Source organism: Sorangium sp. So ce1153 (assembly GCF_051521595.1).
Taxonomy (GTDB): Bacteria; Myxococcota_A; Polyangia; order Polyangiales; family Polyangiaceae; genus Sorangium.
The window spans coordinates 12,549,635-12,566,306 of record NZ_CP150361.1 but is presented as its reverse complement, the minus strand read 5'-3'; the positions used below and the strand labels follow the sequence as shown (position 1 = coordinate 12,566,306).

The following is a 16,672-nucleotide window of genomic DNA, read 5'->3' as shown; positions in this document are numbered from 1 at the left end:
CGCCGCGCCGCGCCAGGCCGACAGCGCACCGCTGTGCCCGGGAGCCCGGCTATCGCCAGCCCCTGACGATCTCCAGGAAGCGATTGAGGTTGCACGGCTTCTGCAGCACCGGACGGCTGAGATCGGACTCGCGCAGCCCTGCCTTGCCGTACCCCGTCATGAAGACGAAAGGGATGCCTCGCGCCGTCAAGATGTCCGCGACCGCATAGACCTTCTCGCCGGCGATGTTGACGTCCAGGCTCGCCCCGTCCATCTCCGCCTCGCGGGCCAGTCGGATCGCGTCCGTCATGTTCAATGCCGGGCCGATCACCACGCACCCGAGGTCGGTCAAGGCATCTTCCAGGGATGAGGCGAGCATGGGCTCGTCCTCGACGATGAGGACGCGCAGGCCCTCCAGCAGGTCGCGCGTGCTCTCTGGATCTGGCGCCATCATACGGTCATACGCTCGAGCGACAGGTGCATCACGCAGCGCACGCCCCCGGGCAGGAACTCGAGGAGCACTTCCCTGGCGAGCTGGCGCCCCAGGTCCCGCTCGATCAGGCGCGAGCCGAAGCCCTTGCGGCGCGGCGGCCGGACAGGCGGTCCGTTCGTCTCCTGCCATTCGAGGCGGAGCAGCCGCTCGTGCGCCTGTGCGCTCACGTTCCATGTGACCGCGACGCGGCCGGGCGGCTGCGACAGCGCCCCGTACTTGGCCGCGTTGGTCGCCAGCTCGTGAAAGGCCATGCCGAGCGTCACCGCCGCCTCCGGGCGGAGGCGCACGTCCTCGCCTGCCACGCGGACGCGCTCGGCGTTGCAGCTGGCGTGCGGCGCCAGCTCGGCGCACACGATGTCGCGCAGGCTCGCGCCCTGCCAGGAGGTCTGGTTCAGCAGGTTGTGGGTCTGGGACAGGGCCAGGAGCCGGGCCAGGAAGGCCTCCGTGAACGCCCCGGGCGAGTCCGCCATGCGGAGCGTCTGCATGGCGATCGCCTGCACGATCGCCAGCGTGTTCTTCACCCGATGGTTCAGCTCGTTCAGCAGGAGCCTCTGGCGCTCCTCCGCCTGCTTGCGCTCGCTCACGTCGAGGACGAACGCCACCCCCTGGTTGTCCGACCCCTCGAACCGCGCGCCGCCGAGCAGCACCGGGACGCGGCTGCCGTCCTTCCGGAAGAACTCCTTCTCGAAAGGCTGGAATTGACCTGTCGAGTCGATCTCGTCGAGCGACCGCTGGGTCACGTCGTGAAACTCCGGCGGCGTGGCCTCTGTCCACGAGATCTTCTCCGAGACGAGCTCCTGCCGGCCATAGCCGACCATGGACAGGAACGCGTCGTTGGCGTCGATGACCCTGCCGTCGAGGTCCCAGAAGGCGATCCCGATGATGTTGGCGTCGACCAGGCGCCGGATCCGCGCTTCCCTCTCGCGCAGCGCCAGCTCCGCGCGCTTGCGTTCGCTGTTCTCTCGCTGGAGCTGGGTATAGAGGCGAGCGTTCTCCAGCGAGATGGCGGACTGGGAGGCCAGGAGCTCCAGCATCGCGATCCGATCGGCGATGAAGGCGCGCGGGGTCAGGTTGTTCTCCAGATAGAGCACGCCCACCAGCGTTCCCTGCTTCACCAGGGGCAGGCAGAGCACGGAGCGGGGGCGCCGCTCGCGCACGTAGGCGTCCTCCGAGAACTGGTTGGGCGCGGCGGCGTCGTCCAGGATCACGCTCTCCCGCGTGCGGATCACGTAGTGGAGGACGCCGATGGGGAGATCGGCCGGGGTGACGGGCGCCTGCCGGAGGGTGACCTCGACCCGGCCGCGCCGGGTGACGACCTCGGCCTCGACCTCGTGCTCGGCGCCGCAGGGGCGGATCAGCAGGCCTCGCTCGGCGCCCGCGTGCTCGACCCCGATCGTCAGCAGCGTCTCGAGCAGCCGATCGAGGATCAGCTCGCCCGAGACCGCCTGCGCGGCCTTGAGCACGGTGATGACGTCGAGCTCCGCGTGCGGGACGTGCGAGGCGTGCGAGGCGTGCGAGACTTCGACCGCGGGGGCGGGCCCTGGCGTGGCCTGCCTGCGCGTCGCCTCCGGCCGGAGCGCGTGCGGGAAGTCCCTCTCGATGCGTCGCATCGGCCGCGCGGCGCCCCAGCGCCCGTACAGCCGGTGCGCCTCGGTCATGTAGGCACACGCGACGAAGGTCCTGCCCAGGTCGAGGTAATGGCGAGCGCACAGCTCGTTCGCCAGCGCCGCGTCGTGCAGGAACTGACCCTCGCGCGCGGCCGTGATCCCCAGGTCGTAAAGGGCGTCCGCGCCCTCGCGCCCCTCGCACCGGGTGAGCTCGGCCTGCAGGATCAAGCAGCGGTGACGGTGGCTCTCCGGGCCGAGCGCCGCCCAGGACTCCACCTTGCGCACGCACGCCCTGAGGCTCTCGAGGTACGCCTCCCTGAGCGCAGGGGCGGCGGTCCCGGCGGCCCGCGAGAAGGCCAGGCCGCCGTAGAAGTGATAGCAAGGGCTCGCGTGCCACGCGGCGAGCATCCCGAGGCTGCCCGGGTCGGTCGAGCCCCAGAGCTCCGCCACCTCCTCGTATGCGCCCTCGAAGACGCCGGCGAGGACCTTGAAGACGTTGAGGAAGTAGAGGGACGCCCGGTTGTCGATGCGGCGGGCCTCCTCGGCGACCGCGTCGATGTCGACCCACGCCCCGCGCGTCCAGTCGCCCCCGCCCGGCGCGCCGAGGTGCTCGCAGAGCTGCGCGACGGCCCCGACCATCCACGTGATCGTGTTGAATTTGTCGAGCTTGCAGAGCGGCGCGTACTGCCGCGCCTCCTCGATGACGTCGTGGAGGTGCGCCCCGCGGAGCAGGCCGTTCATGCTCGCGTTGCACGCGTTGTAGAAGGCCCAGATGTACTGCCCCGTCTCCACGCCGGCGTGGATGCCCTTGCGCAGCGACGCCTTCGAGCTCTCGTAGGTATCCATCCAGTGCTGGACCCACGCGCCCCACATGTTGCACAGCATGGATTCGGACTCCGCGTCCGGGTGGCGCTCGTTCAGGCGGACCGCCGCTCGCCCGAACTCGTAGCCCTTCTCGATGTCGAGCCCGGCGCAGAGGAACGTCCCGAAATTGACGTAGGCGTAGATCGAGCTCCTCGAGATGCCGTGCTTCAGCGAGCCCTGGAGCGCCTTCATCACCGTGATGCCGAAGTTGTTCGTGCCGAGCTGGTAGGTCGGCGAGAACATCTCCTGGAGGACGTCCTGGAGGGCGGCGATCTCGGGGTCGTCCAGCGCGGGCAAGTCCACGAGAGAGGCGATGGGGCGGTCGCCGATCATCGCGATCGTCCGAGCGAGCTCGGCGGCGAGCGCGCCGTCGTCCGGATACGGTGGAAGGTGGATATCGTACGCTCGGAGCGCGGCGAGCCCCTCTGCCATGGCGGCCGGCAGATCGTTCTTCAGGATCTCCACCTTCATCTTCAGGCGCCGCACCTCGGTCTGGTGAAGGCGCCCCGTCGCCCTGTCGAAGGCGCCCGCGAGGGTGGCGAGCGCGTCGTCGTGCCGCCCGCACAGCGACTCCAGCAGCCCCTTCTTCGTGTGGTAGGTGAACGCCAGGTCGTAGTCGGAGGTCCACGCGTCCTCAGGCAGCATGGCCATGCCGTGCTCCATGTACTTCAGCGCCGCGGTGAAGGCCGCCGACTTCTCGGCTCGCGCGGCGGCCTCGAGGTTGAGCCTGGCCGACTCCATGCGCTCCGGCGGGGCCTTGATCAGATCGCCCGCGCTGTTCAGGTGATTGACCGTATCGAACAGGTGACGCCCTCTGTCCGAGCGCAGCTTGCCGAGCAAGAGCCTCCCGATCCGGTAGTGGAACGCCGGCCTGTCCCGCTCCGGGATCAGCGAGTACGCGGCCTCCTGGATCTTGTCGTGCGCGAAGCGATACTGCGCGCTCGCCCTCACGATCAAGCCCTCGACGAGGGCGTGGTCGAGGCTCGCGTAGGTCTCGTCGGGGGCGCGCTCGCTGACGGTGTTCAGCACGTCCAGCTCGAACGTGCTGCCGATCGCCGACGCCAGCCGGAGCACCCTTTGCGTCGCCTGCGGCAGGCGCCGGATGGTCTCTGCCATGAGGCTCAGGACATTGTCGGTGCACTCCAGCCGCTCGATCTGCCGCAGGTCCCAGCGCCAGCCCCTCGCCGGCTCGAAGACGAGCACCTGCGCGTCGTGGAGGTACCTCATGAACTGCTTCACGAAGAACGGATTGCCGCCGGTCTTCTTCAGGACCGCGCCCGCGAGCGCGCCGCCGTCGCCGATCTGGAGGCTGTCGTCGACGAGCTCGGTCAGGTGGGCCAGCCCGAGGGGCTCGAGGACGATGCTCCGCACCCCGAGGCCGCTCCTCTCGAGCTCCTCCAGCGCGACGAGGAGGGGGTGGGTCGGGCTCACCTCGTTGTCGCGGTAAGCGCCGCAGAAGAAGAGCGACTCCACGCTCTCTTTCGCGAGGACGCTCGTGATCAGGCTGAGGCTCGCCGAGTCCACCCACTGCAGGTCGTCGAGGAAGATGGCCAGCGGGTGGGCGTGCCGGGCGAACACGGAGACGAAGTTCTGAAAGTAGAGGATGAAGCGGTTCTGGGCCTCGACCGGGCCGAGCGCGGGGACGGGCGGCTGCTCGCCGAGGATGTGCTTCAACGACGGGAGGACGTCGCAGATGACCTGTCCGTTGCTCCCCAGCGCGTCCAGGATGGCGCCGCGCCACGTCGCGATCCGCTCCTCGCTCTCGGAGAGGAGCTGCTTGATGAGCGCGTCGAACGCGTGGACGATGGCGCTGTAGGGCCGGTCGCGGTTGTACTGATCGTACTTCCCGCTGATGTAATAGCCCTTCTCGCGCGCCAGCGGCTTCAGGATCTCCTGGACCAGCGACGACTTGCCGATGCCCGAATAGCCCGAGACGAGGACGATGGTGCGCTTCCCCCGGAGCACGTCGTCGAACGAATCGATGAGCGCCCGGATGTCTCCTTCGCGACCGTAGAGCTTCTGGTGCAGTCGGAAGAGGTCTCTCCTGTCGTGCTGGCCCGGGCTGAACACCCCGAGCTGGCCGCCGCGCCGCCACCGCGACCGGAGCTCTTCCAGATCGGCCTTGAGCCCCTCGGCGCGCTGGTAGCGGTCTTCCGCGGTCTTGCTGAGGAGCTTCAGCGTGATGGCGGAGAGCGCGTCGGGCACCTCCGGGTTGATCTCCCTCGGCGGGACGGGCTCCACGGCGATGTGAGCGTGCATCAGCTCGAGCGGGTCCATCGCCTCGAACGGCCTCCGCCCGGTGAGCATCTCGAAGAGCACGACCCCGAGCGAGTACATGTCGGTGCGGTAGTCCACGCTGCGGTTCATGCGGCCGGTCTGCTCGGGCGACGTGTACGGGAGCACCTCCGAGAGGACGCGGTGGGAATAGATCTCCTCTTTCTCGCGCGTCACGATGGAGTCCACGCCGAAGCCCGTGAGCTTCACCTGACCTCCCTCCCCGAGCAGGATGTTCGGAGGCCTCACGTCGCCGTGGACGAGGCTGTGCCGGTGGATGTCGGCCAGGGCTTCGGCCACGGGGATCACGGCGTCGAGCACCGCGCAGGTGTCGAGCTCGCGCGCTGTCGTCGCCGCGGAGAGCGGGGCGCCCGGGAAATACTCGGTGAAGAGCAACAGGCCATCTCCGTGCTCCTCGACGGCGTGCACCTTGAGGATCCTCGCCGAGTCGATGCGCTTGATGACGCCGTAGGCGTGCTTGAAGCTCATGATGTCGCCGATCCGCGTGTAATCGGCGTACAGCATCTTCATCGCCACCTCGGCCCCGTCGGCGTCGCGGCGGGTCCGGTACATGGTAAAGCCCGCTCCCTCGCCGATCTTCGCGGTGACGTGATGCCCTTGGATACGGGTCGTGCCTGGCTGGATCGGCAGGTGTGTCATCGGGCCGTCCTTGCGCTCGCCGCCCCGGTCCCGCCCGGACAGCTCCGCGCCGGGAGCCTCGCGCCGCCGCTCCGGCCCGTCCGTGCGGCGCGCGCCCGGGCGCAAGCCAGCGAGCACCCTGAACGGCAGGTCGATTCCGTATGTGGAACGTGCCCTCCCATCGCGTGCGTATGAGCCCTCCACACGCCCTGTCAACCGGACGAACAGCCCGGGTGGCGCCGCTGCGGGCCGCGGCGTCGAGCCTCAGCGGGCGCGGCGCGGAGACGCTTTTCCGGAGAATTTGAGGGCACGCCTCGGGCGCGTCCCGCGGGTCACCCGAGCAGCCGCAGGACGAGCTCCGTCAGCCCCGCCGCGAGCAGCATCAACACCCCGCCGACGAAGCAGATCTGCGTGAATCGATCGTCCCGCCACCGCGGCCGGAGCGGCACGATGTCCCGCTCCGGCAGCACGACCGCCCGCACGGTCGCGTGGATCGGCAGCCCGCCCGGCCGCGGCGCGACCGCCACGTTCGGCGGCTGCGCCAGCCCCATGTTGATGAACCGCGTCACCCCCGCGCGGAGCCGGTCGCCCATGCCCGGCAGCGCGCTGCCGATCGCCACCGCCCGGATCCACGGCGCGCGCTCGAACGCGTTCTCCATCGCGATGACGCCGAACAGCTGCCGCAGCCTCGCCATCAGCGCCCGCACCTCGGCGAGGTGCTGGAACGCGCGCATCCTCGCGTCGGGCGGGTCCTCCGAGCTCACCCGCGCCAGACAGTACGACTCCAGCCGCGCGTTTAGGCCCTCGAGCTCCTGGAGGATCCGCGGCGCCGCCTTCTCCGGGCTCGTCTCGAGCGGGAGCGTGAAGCCCCAGGGCTCCTCGCGGCCGCGCTCCGGGGTCCACTGGAACACCTCGGCGAACCCCCAGAGCGTGTCGTAGCGCGACAGCACCACGTACGCCGGCACGTCGGCCCGCAGCGCGCGGCCCACCTCGATGAGGTAGGCGCGCATGCGGTTCGCGTACGCGTCGACCCCCTGCTCGTCGAGCTCGACGAACTCGGCGATGCTCAGGACGAGGAGGATGCCGTCGATCGGCTCGCGCTGGCGCGAGCGGCGCAGCTCCTCGCAGAGCTGCGCGAGCTCGGCCGGCTGCCGCCGCGGGCCGAGCACCGACGCCTCGGGCTCGATGAAGAGCGCCTCCTTCGCCAGCCAGTACGAGCACCGCGCCCCGGGCACCCCGATCGGGAGCGGGCCGCCGCCCGGGGGCCACGTGAGGTTCATCGAGCGGACCACCGTGGAGCGGCCCGAGCCGGGCTCGCCGAGCACGAGGTAGCAGGGGACCGCGTAGATCCCCTGCGCGCTGTCCGGGTTGGCCTGCTCGACCAGCGCGTGGACGCTCGCCAGCTCGTAGACGAAGGAGCCGCTCATCCGATCATCCGACCTTTTGCGCGATCGTCCACCCGAGGGCCAGCGCGCCCGCGATCGCGACCAGCGCCGCCAGCGTCCGCCCGACCAGCGCCGACCGCCACAGCGGCAGGCCGGGGACGTGCTGGGCCGCGACGCCGTCGACGATCGCCGGCCGGAGCACCCCGGCCTTCCAGTCCCGGTCCGGATCGACGCCGAGCTTCAGCGAGAGATCGCGGCGGATCCGCAGCAGATCGTCGCTGTTCTGCCCCGGCAGGCCGTAGCGGCCGCGGAAGCCGAGCCCGAGCACGCAGGCGTAGGTCGCCATCACCGGGAGCGGCCCGCTCTGCACGCGCCCGAGGCGCTCGAAGAGCTCGACGCCCGCGTTGTTGGTCATCCACCGCGACGCCTGGAGCGGGCGCTGGGCCCAGACCGGCCGGAGATCCGGCAGCGACATCGCGAGCTCGTCCGCGAACGCGGCGATCGCGAACATGCCGTCGTCGACCGAGGCCACCGGCAGCGACAGCGCGAGCTTGGACCCCTTGAGCTCCTCGAGCAGCAGGTTCGCCTGCCGCAGCACGTGATCGGCCGGCGGCCGCCGCGGGGACTGGCGGAGCATGCAGAGCCAGAGGAGCAGCTCCTCACCGAAGACGCCGATGGACGTTTCCACGCGGCCGCGAGCTTACGCCAGGCGCGCACCGACCGTCGACCCGGACGCGCGGATGCGCCGGGGGTGCCACCGGAGCGTCGACAACCGGGGGGGGCCGCGCCTATGCTCCCGCCGCTTCTCGAGCCCCTTTCGAGAGCAGCCGGGGACCCGCGAGCGCGGCCCCCTTGAGGAGAGGTCATGTCGGAGATCCAGAGCGTCATCGCGCGCGAAGTCATCGATTCGCGCGGCAATCCCACCGTCGAGGCCGAGGTCACCACGCTGAGCGGCACCGGCCGCGCGGCCGTGCCGAGCGGCGCGTCGACCGGCGAGCACGAGGCCGTCGAACTCAGGGACGGCGACAAGAAGCGCTTCCTCGGCAAGGGCGTGCTCACCGCGGTGAAGAACATCGAGACCGTCCTCGGTCCGGCCGTCCTCGGGATGGATGCGCTCGATCAGGCCGAGCTCGACCAGGTGCTCATCAAGGCGGACGGCTCGGCGAACAAGTCGAAGCTCGGCGCCAACGCGATCCTCGCGGTCTCGATGGCCGCCGCGCGCGCCGCCGCCGACACGGTCGACCTGCCGCTCTGGCGCTACCTCGGCGGCGCCGCGGCGCGCGTCCTGCCGACGCCCCTCATGAACATCCTGAACGGCGGCGTTCACGCCGACAACGGCCTCGAGATCCAGGAGTTCATGGTCGTCCCCTACGGCGCCGCGTCGTTCGCCGAGGCGCTGCGCACGGGCGCCGAGATCTTCCACACGCTGAAGGGGCTGCTCAAGAAGGACGGTCAGGTCACGGCCGTCGGCGACGAGGGCGGCTTCGCCCCGCGCCTCGCGTCGAACCGGGCGGCGCTCGAGTACGTCGTGCGCGCCATCGAGGCCGCCGGCTACCGCCCCGGCGAGGACGTCGGCGTCGCGCTCGACTCCGCGCTCAGCGAGTTCTACGACGCGAAGACCGAGCGGTACACCTTCGACAAGCAGCAGAAGACCCGCGAGGAGGTCGTCGCGATCTACGAGGAGCTCAGCAAGGCGTTCCCGATCGTGTCGATCGAGGACGGCGTCGCCGAGAACGACGAGAAGGGCTGGCGGCTGCTCACCGAGCGGCTCGGCAAGCGGGTCCAGCTCGTCGGCGACGACCTCTTCGTCACGAACCCCGCGCGGCTCGCGAAGGGCATCGAGGACGGGCTCGCCAACGCCATCCTGATCAAGCTGAACCAGATCGGCACCGTGACGGAGACGCTCGAGTGCATCCGCCAGGCGGGCGAGGGCGGCTACCGGTCGATCATCTCGCACCGCTCGGGCGAGACCGAGGACACGTTCATCGCCGACCTCGCGGTCGCGACGAACGCGGGCCAGATCAAGACGGGCTCCGCGTCCCGCTCGGACCGCGTCGCGAAGTACAACCAGCTGCTCCGGATCTCCTACGCGCTCGGCGACGGCCAGATCTTCGCCGGCCGCGCGCCGTTCCGCCGCCCCGGGGCGCAGCGCGCCAGCTAGCGCCAGCTAGCGCCATCCGGCGCTGGCCGCGCTCGCGCGGCCAGCGCTCGGTCGACGTGGTCGCTTTGATCGACGTGGTCGATGTGGTCGACGTCGCCGTCAGCGGCGTCGACGTGAACGACGCAGCCGGGCCCCCGCGGCGCTGACCGCGCCGGGGGCCCAGCCTCGCCGCTGGCTACCAGCGATCGCGCCCGCCGCCACCTCCGCGGCCACCGCCGCGGCCGCCGCCGCCGCCACGGCCGCCGCCGCCGCCGCCGCCACCGCCGCGGAACCCACCGCCGCCGCCGCCGCCGCCCGGGCCGCCCGTGCGCTCGCGCGCCTCATTGACCGTCAAGGTGCGACCGTCGAGGTCCTTCCCGTGCAGCGCGTTGATCGCCGACTGCGCCTGGGCGTCGCTCACCTCGACGAAGCCGAACCCACGAGACTGCCCGGTCATCCGATCCGTCATCAACTGAATCGACAGAACCTCGACCCCTGCCGCCTCGAACGCGGTGCGCAGGCTGTCTTCCGTCGAATGGAACGCCAGGTTCCCCACATAAAGCCGCTTGCTCATGTCTGCCGCCGATCCCGTATGCACGATCCCCGCTTCCCTCGCGAACGGCCCGGATCGTGCCGCGGGCCGTACACGAAAACACTCCCCGATGACCGGCCGTCACCCCACGTTCGGATGAGGCAACCACGTTGCAGCAGGCGGCCGGATCTGAGGTCGAGGACGAACGAGCCTTGAGGCGCTTCGGAAGCTACCGGCCGGCGACGGTGTACGCAAGGTATTCCCCCTGGATGGCCGCGTCTGCCTCGCCCTGGGCGGGCCCGGCCGCGGATCCTGGCCGCCGATCGCTCGCGCCGAGCGCGCCGCGCGCCCCTCGCTCGACCCCTGACCGAGGCCCGCGCCCGCGCGCGCGCCAGGCAGAACGTTTTCATGCACCGAGGACACACGGAGTTTTCCGTGGCCTCTCTGACGCCGAGCTCGGCCCTGGCCAGCGCGCCGCGCGATCTGCTCGAAATCCCTCGATCGCGCGGCGCGCTGGCTGACCGCGCGGCGCGCTGGCAGGGGGCGAGCGCGTATGTCCCCGATCGTCTCTTCTGGTAGCCTGCCTGTTCCGTGCTCGAACTGGAGGTCAGACCATGAGACCACGCGTGTTCTCCGCGAGGGCAGGCTCGCGCAAGGTGCATCGAGGGGCGCTCCTCCTCGCCTTCGCGGCGGCGATGGCGGCCTCCGGGGGGGCGTGCTCGTGCTCCTCGGACGGTGAGACGGACGGGTCGGCGGGCGGGGCGCAGGGCGGCGGCGGTGGCTCCTCGGGGAGCGGCGCGGTGGAGGGGCTCGTCTCGCTGCGGGTCGAGCCGGGCGCCACCTCGGTCGACCTCGCGGTCGGCGAGCCTGCCGCCGTGCAGCTCGAGGCGATCGGCCGGTTCGAGGACGGCTCCGAGCGCGACGTCACCGACCGGGTGACCTGGCGCGCCGACGACCTCTTCGCCCACGTGGACGCCGGGCGGCTCACGACCGGCTCGCCCGGCCGCGTCCGGGTGACCGCCGCCGACGGCCCGGTCTCGGCGAGCGCCGAGGTCACGGTGAAGCTCGCCGGCGAGCTCGCGCTGCCCGGCGCGCCCGCCGGCGCGAGCGCCGCGCTCGACGGCGCGCCCGAGGCGGCGAGCGCCCCCGCGATCGCCTATCCGCTCGACGGCGCGCTCTTCCCCTCGAACATCGGCACGGTCGAGCTCCAGGTGAGCCGGGGCAGCGCCGGGCAGAGCGTCGGCCGCGTCGAGATCACGGGTGATTTCATCGACTTCCGGCTCGTCGGCGCCTGCGACCCGATCCCGGAAACCGACGGGTGCGCCCTGGCGCTCCCCGCGGATCTGGTCCCGCTGCTCGTGAGCGCGAGCGAGGGCGAGGCGATGGAGACGCGCGTCCGCCTGGCCGCCGAGGACGGGAGCGAGCTCGGCGAGAGCGCGGCGATCGACGTCCGGTGGGCGAGCGCGTCGCTCTCCGGCGGCCTGTACTACTGGCGCACCCACGGGACCTCGCTCCAGTCGGCCGCCATCTACCGGTACGATCTCGACGACGCGGCGAGCCCGCCCGAGCTGTTCTGGGACAACGAGCAGTCGCCGCCGCTCGCGAACGGCCAGGAGATGCCGTGCATGGGCTGCCACGCCCTCGCGCTGGCCGGCGACAAGATGGCGCTCACCTTCGGCGGCAGCGGCCCTTCCTCGTTCGCGCTGGTGGACGTCGCGACCGCGGACATCATCGCGCTCCGCAACACCGACCCCGACGGGTTCGCGACGATGACCACCTTCTCACCGGACGGCGCGCTCATGGTCAACGCCTTCCGCGGCGGGCTCACGCTCCGGCGCGCCGACGAGACCCTCGAGTCGCTCGGCGACCTGTTCGGCGACGAGCCCGAGCGGCTGACGCAGCCGTTCTGGTCGCCGGATGGCAAGCACCTCGCCTTCGTCGCGTGGCGGCCCGGAGAGAACGGCGCGGGCGACGAGCTCTACGGCGACACGGTCCGCGGCGCGCAGATCCTCGTCGCGGGCGCGGACGGCGCGGGCGCGTTCGAGGCGCCGAGGGCCCTTGTGCCGCGCGAGCAGGACAGGACCCATTACTATCCTGCCATCTCCGACGACGGCGCCTGGGTGGTGTTCAACACCTCGCGCTGCGACGGGCCGCCCGGCAACGGGACCTACGGCAACGACCCGTGCGATTCCTACGACGACAACTCCGCGCGCCTCCGGATCATCCCGGTCGAGGGGGGCGCGCCCATCGATCTCGCGCGGGCGAACGGGGACGACACCTGGGCGAACTCGTGGCCGCGCTTCGGGCCGAGCCACGACACTTATCGTGGAAAGAACATCTACTGGGTCGCGTTCTCGTCGCGGCGCCCCTATGGCCTGCGCCTGCCGGGGTCGACCGACGGGACGTCCAGCCCGCAGCTCTGGTTCGCGGCCGTGACGCTCGCGCCTGGCGCGGAGATCGACGGCGACCCGAGCTTCGCCCCGGTGTGGATGCCCCAGCAGAACGACGACATGGCCGATCCGACGGGGAACCACATCCCGCAATGGGCCGAGAAGGCGCTGCCCGTGCCGCAATGACGAGCCCGGCCGGGCGCGTCGCCGCGGCCGAGCGCGGCGCCGCGCGGCGCGCGAGGCGGCCCCTGGCCTCGCCGCGCCGCTGCGCCCCGCTCAGGCGGCCCGCGCCGCGGCCACGGCGGCGCGGGGCTGCACCACGCCCCAGCCCTGCCGCTCGAGCGCGATGCCGGGCAGCCCGCGCGCGGTCTTCATGAGGATGCGGCGGCACTGCTGCGGCGAGAGCCGCGGGTTCGCCTCCAGCATCTGCGCCACCACGCTGCTCACGATCGGCGCGGCGAAGCTCGTCCCGTCCACGTGCTTGTAGTGGCCGGAGATCACCTTCTGGTCGCGCAGCTTGGCCGCCGCGAGCTGGCGCACGAGGTACGGCTCGCGCCCGGCGACGGCGTCGAGGTCCGGATCGACGCACGCGTGCTCGACGAGCAGCCCCGGGAGCTCGTCGTCCCGCGCGCGGTCGAGCAGCGACAGGAGCTGCGCCTGCGCCGCCGTCGGCGTCCCCGGCAGGATCGGCGCCGCCAGCCAGATCGCCGGCGCGATGATCTCCGGCTTCTGCAGCCCGTCGAGCGTGAGCCCGTACGATGAGTGGTAGTTCCACGTCTGCTCCCCGGCGCCGCCGTCGTCGACCCCCCCGACCGCGATGACGCTCGGCGCGCTGGCCGGCGGAAGGACGTTGTGCGCCGCGTCGTGCCCGGAGTTGCCCGCGGCGGCCACGACGACGATGCCGTGTCGGGTCGCGTCGTCGGCGGCGCGCGACAGGCTGCCGGTGAGGTACGACTCCTCGTAGTCGCCCCCGCACGAGATGTTGAGCACGCGGATCCCGTACCGCTCGCGGTGCGCGATCGCCCACTCGATGCCCCTGCGGATGTCGTCGTGGACGATGCGGTGCGCCGAGCCGACCTTGACCAGCACGAGGCTCGCTTCCGAGGCGAGCCCGCGGAAGCGCCCGTCCGAGAGCGCGCCGTTCCCCGCGGCGACGACCGAGGTCATCATCCCGTGCCACGACGAGGCGTCCCGGTGCTCGAGGGCCGAGAGGTCCGCTTCGGGCGAGAAGATGTCGTGGTAAGCGAGGATGCGGCTGCGCGGCGTGACGAGGTCCGGGTGAGCGTGAAAGCCGGAGTCGAGGAAGGCGATGGTGACGCCCCGGCCCGCGTAGCCGGGATCCGCGTGCAGCCGGTCCGCGATGGGCAGGATGCGCCGGGGGTCGAAGTGGCTCGGGGACATCGGCGCGACACTATTTCACCGTTTCGCCCCCCTGGCTCGCGTGAACTCCGCGCGAGCCCGCTCGCCCGCCGGGCCAAAACGCTGGCCGCCGCTGGCCGCCGCTGGCCGACGCCTGGACGGGCCGGCGCCGCTCCGGCAGGCTCGGCGCATGAGGTCATTCATCGCGACGATGGTCTACGAGCTTCACCCGGACACGACCCCGGACGCGAGGAAGCTCCTGCGGGCGCACCTCGTCGGCAGGCGCTGGCAGGACAGGCACGAGGGCGCGCCGATGCCGCCCACCGCGGTCTGGATCCGCCGCTCCGCGGAGGATCATGAGACGACCGACGACCTGCACGCCGCGTGCGCGCGCGACCTCGGCGACGCGGCCGCCGCCGTGGCCAGGGCGGGGCGCCCGATCCAGGTGGTGCGCGCGTGGATCCAGGTGAGCGGCGCCGGGACGTACGGGTTCGCGCCGCTCGCGCCGCTCGCGCCGCTCGCGCCGCGCGGCTGAGCGCGCGGCGCGGAAAGCCGGGCCTCACCGCGGCGCTTCGGATAGGCTCAGGCGGCTCGAAGGAGGCGACGATGGCTCGATGGCTCGGGATTGGCACGGTACTGCTCTCGCTGGTCGCGCTCGCGGCCGGCTGCGGTGGGTTCTCGACGGAAGAGGCGCAGCAGCGCTGTGATCAGCTGCGCGACGCGGTGCCCTCCTGCTCGAACGACGAGAGTCACGGCGCGTGCGTGAGCTGTTACGAGGAGTGCGGCGACGACTGCCAGCCGTCGGCGGCCTGCCCACAGACCTTCACCTGCGCGGAGTGACCGGGAGCATCATGAGCAAGCGCAGGGCAGGTTCATGGGCCTTCACGGCGCTCGCCGCGGTCGCGCTCGGGGGCGCCGCGCTCGGCTGCGGCGGCGGTTACGACGACGAGGACGCGAGGGCGGCCTGCGACGCCCTGGTCGGCCAGGTCGCCACGTCCGACGAGGCCGCGTACGACGACTGCATGGAGTGTCACAGGGAGTGCGGCGCGGACTGCGCGGTGCTCGAGAGCTTCCCGCCGCAGTTCGCCTGTCCTGACTGACCGCCGCGCCGCTCTGCAGGGGGCGGGGAGGGGGCACCTCGGGAGGGGGCGCTCGACCTCGACGGCGCCGCGCCGGGAGCGCGAGGCGTTCTCGGCCGCGCGCTCCCATCGTCCGGCGCCCGGCCTTACTTCACCTCGACGCCGCAGTTGATGAACTCGATCGAGGTGTCGATCCGGAAGTGGGAGTCGGTCACGTGGCGCTCGGCGAAGAAGAAGTCGAGCTGATACTTTTTCCCGATCTCGAGCCCGAGCTCGTCGAGGTTGACGATCTCGGTCTGCTCGGCGTGGATGCCCCCGAGGTCGACGACCTTCTTCCCGTTGATGTACGTGAAGACGTCGTCGTCGCCGGCGAACGTGAACTGCTCGCCGCCCTTGTACTCGAAGCCCATGTGCATCTCGAAGGTGAAGTGGTAGTTGTGCGGCCGCCCCTCGTTGCCGAACAGCTGCTCATCGATGGGGAAGAACTCCCGGTTATTGTACGTCCACACGCCGTCTCCGTCGGTGTCCTCGAACTGGAGCGTGATGTTCATCGGCATGTTCACGCCGTCCATGTCGCGGAACCACATGTCGAAGTTGGCCTGGCCGGTCGTGGTGGTGGTGCCCTCGGCCCCGCCGGCGTAGATCGGCTTCAGGTCCTGTCCGAGGGTGTCGGTGACGATCGCGTGGTCGTCGCAGTTCGAGCACTTGCCTGAGTCCTGCGGCTCCATGTCGGGGTGCTCTTCCTTGAAATCGCGCACCCGACCGGTGAACCTGCCGTCGCACGACTCCCCGTTTTCCTGGTTCCCTCCGGTGGTCGCACCGCCGCCGGCGCCGGCGGTGCTGGGATTGACCGAGCCGAAGCTCTCGTCGAGGCCCCCGGTCCCGCTGGGCCCACCCGTCGGCCCCCCGGTCCCGCCAGGCCCACCAGGTCCACCGGCGGCTTCAGACGACGAGTCCCCGCCGCTGCTCTGATTCGCCTCTGCGCTGCACCCACTCAGCGCTCCCACGAGCGCAATCGCCGCCACGCAACCCGCCGCCGTCTTCATCGCCTTCATCGCCGACCTCGCTCTTAAGATGTCGTCCCAAGCCCCGGCGGCAAAGTAGCATGATGTCACCATCTTGGCGTGTTGACGTAATGCGTCATCCGGCGGAGTGCACATATCCAACACACGATTGGGTTTGCTGTGGCTGGCATTTTCTATCGTCGATGCGCGCCGGGCGACCTTGGCCGGAGTCCGGTGGCCCGGGTGGTTGAAATTGTTTGATCCCATACGTTCTCCCGCGCGGGTTCCGGTCCCGGTGCAGGTCGGTGTTGAGACCCCGTCCGAGCGGGTCTCCGGGGACCATCGAGCGGGTCGACCCTGCGATGAGCACGTCCGTCGCCTGCGCCACGGCGCGGCCTGTGCCGTGGCGCCGCGGACCGGGCTCGACCGCGCGTCGATGGCTGTGCCCGGCGCGGGGAGCGACCTCCTCCGCCAGGCGCGCCAGCGGACCTGGACGCTGGATTGCATACAGGACGTCGAGGGACGTCGAGGGACGTCGAGAGCGTCGAGGATATCGAACCGAACGCTGAGCACGTGATGTGGAAGGAGGAAGCGACGATGAGCGATCAACGAGGTGACGCTGCGGGGCGGACGGCCACACGGAGCGGGGCAGGCGAGGGGACGCCGTCCGAGGAGATCGGGCACGGCCCCGGGCTCGATCCGCCGGGCGCGCTGCCCGACGAAGACGCGGATCCCCGGGACGAGGCCTATGCCGACCGGCCCGCCGCCAACAAGCCGTCGGCGCCGAAGGACGGGCGCGAGCCAGTCGGGCAGTCGGACTACAGCGATGTGAGCGACGACGCTTCGGCCATCCAGCGTCCGCCGGCCGACTCCTGAGCTGGCGACCACAGCCATGCTCACCTGAGCGCCTGCGTCTCGCACCCCACC

The 16,672-nt window shown here is 71.1% G+C and carries 13 protein-coding genes; 6 read left to right on the top strand and 7 right to left on the bottom strand.

What is annotated here, in order from left to right; all coding sequences use genetic code 11:
* Positions 1-49: 49 nt before the first annotated feature.
* The 4 genes from WME85_RS45730 to WME85_RS45715 all read right to left on the bottom strand — a co-directional run bounded on the left by WME85_RS45730 (position 50) and on the right by WME85_RS45715 (position 7,929).
* A complete protein-coding gene (locus tag WME85_RS45730; protein ID WP_437830709.1) occupies positions 50-433 on the bottom strand; it encodes a response regulator in 384 nt (127 codons plus the stop codon).
* The gene (locus WME85_RS45725; protein WP_437830706.1) at positions 430-5,877 is read right to left on the bottom strand and encodes an AAA family ATPase; all 5,448 of its coding nucleotides are present in this window, start codon (positions 5,875-5,877) and stop codon (positions 430-432) included. The genes WME85_RS45730 and WME85_RS45725 overlap by 4 nt, the downstream gene beginning before the upstream one ends.
* A gap of 311 nt (positions 5,878-6,188) precedes the next feature.
* Positions 6,189-7,283 (bottom strand): type VI secretion system protein, encoded by a 1,095-nt coding sequence (locus WME85_RS45720; RefSeq protein ID WP_437830703.1) that lies wholly within the window; start codon positions 7,281-7,283, stop codon positions 6,189-6,191.
* A 4-nt stretch (positions 7,284-7,287) separates the two neighbouring features.
* Positions 7,288-7,929 carry a DotU family type IV/VI secretion system protein gene (locus WME85_RS45715; RefSeq protein ID WP_437830701.1) on the bottom strand — a complete coding sequence of 214 codons (642 nt, stop codon included), beginning with the start codon at positions 7,927-7,929 and terminating at the stop codon, positions 7,288-7,290.
* A gap of 177 nt (positions 7,930-8,106) precedes the next feature.
* Between WME85_RS45715 and eno the strand changes: the two genes are divergently transcribed.
* Positions 8,107-9,402, top strand: coding sequence for a phosphopyruvate hydratase (gene eno, locus WME85_RS45710; protein ID WP_437830698.1), 1,296 nt, complete (start codon positions 8,107-8,109; stop codon positions 9,400-9,402).
* Between the two features lie 175 nt (positions 9,403-9,577).
* Here eno and WME85_RS45705 read toward each other — a convergent pair whose 3' ends face one another.
* On the bottom strand, positions 9,578-9,955 hold the full coding sequence (locus WME85_RS45705; protein ID WP_437830696.1) for an RNA recognition motif domain-containing protein: 378 nt from the start codon (positions 9,953-9,955) through the stop codon (positions 9,578-9,580).
* Positions 9,956-10,527: 572 nt separating this feature from the next.
* On the opposite strand from WME85_RS45705, the gene WME85_RS45700 reads away from it, so the two are divergent.
* On the top strand, positions 10,528-12,489 hold the full coding sequence (locus tag WME85_RS45700) for a hypothetical protein (protein ID WP_437830693.1): 1,962 nt from the start codon (positions 10,528-10,530) through the stop codon (positions 12,487-12,489).
* A 90-nt stretch (positions 12,490-12,579) separates the two neighbouring features.
* Here WME85_RS45700 and WME85_RS45695 read toward each other — a convergent pair whose 3' ends face one another.
* Positions 12,580-13,704: a S8 family serine peptidase gene (locus WME85_RS45695; RefSeq protein WP_437830690.1), complete on the bottom strand. Its 1,125-nt coding sequence runs from the start codon at positions 13,702-13,704 to the stop codon at positions 12,580-12,582.
* 148 nt (positions 13,705-13,852) lie between these two features.
* Between WME85_RS45695 and WME85_RS45690 the strand changes: the two genes are divergently transcribed.
* The 3 genes from WME85_RS45690 (at position 13,853) to WME85_RS45680 (ending at position 14,762) form a co-directional block, all read left to right on the top strand.
* On the top strand, positions 13,853-14,197 hold the full coding sequence (locus WME85_RS45690; protein ID WP_437830687.1) for a hypothetical protein: 345 nt from the start codon (positions 13,853-13,855) through the stop codon (positions 14,195-14,197).
* A gap of 71 nt (positions 14,198-14,268) precedes the next feature.
* Positions 14,269-14,502 (top strand): hypothetical protein, encoded by a 234-nt coding sequence (locus WME85_RS45685; RefSeq protein ID WP_436620210.1) that lies wholly within the window; start codon positions 14,269-14,271, stop codon positions 14,500-14,502.
* Positions 14,503-14,513: 11 nt separating this feature from the next.
* A complete protein-coding gene (locus WME85_RS45680) occupies positions 14,514-14,762 on the top strand; it encodes a hypothetical protein (protein ID WP_437830684.1) in 249 nt (82 codons plus the stop codon).
* A gap of 125 nt (positions 14,763-14,887) precedes the next feature.
* Here the strand turns inward: WME85_RS45680 and WME85_RS45675 are convergent, their stop codons facing one another.
* A complete protein-coding gene (locus WME85_RS45675) occupies positions 14,888-15,796 on the bottom strand; it encodes a fibro-slime domain-containing protein (protein WP_437830682.1) in 909 nt (302 codons plus the stop codon).
* Positions 15,797-16,342: 546 nt separating this feature from the next.
* On the opposite strand from WME85_RS45675, the gene WME85_RS45670 reads away from it, so the two are divergent.
* A complete protein-coding gene (locus tag WME85_RS45670; RefSeq protein WP_437830679.1) occupies positions 16,343-16,621 on the top strand; it encodes a hypothetical protein in 279 nt (92 codons plus the stop codon).
* Positions 16,622-16,672 lie beyond the last annotated feature (51 nt).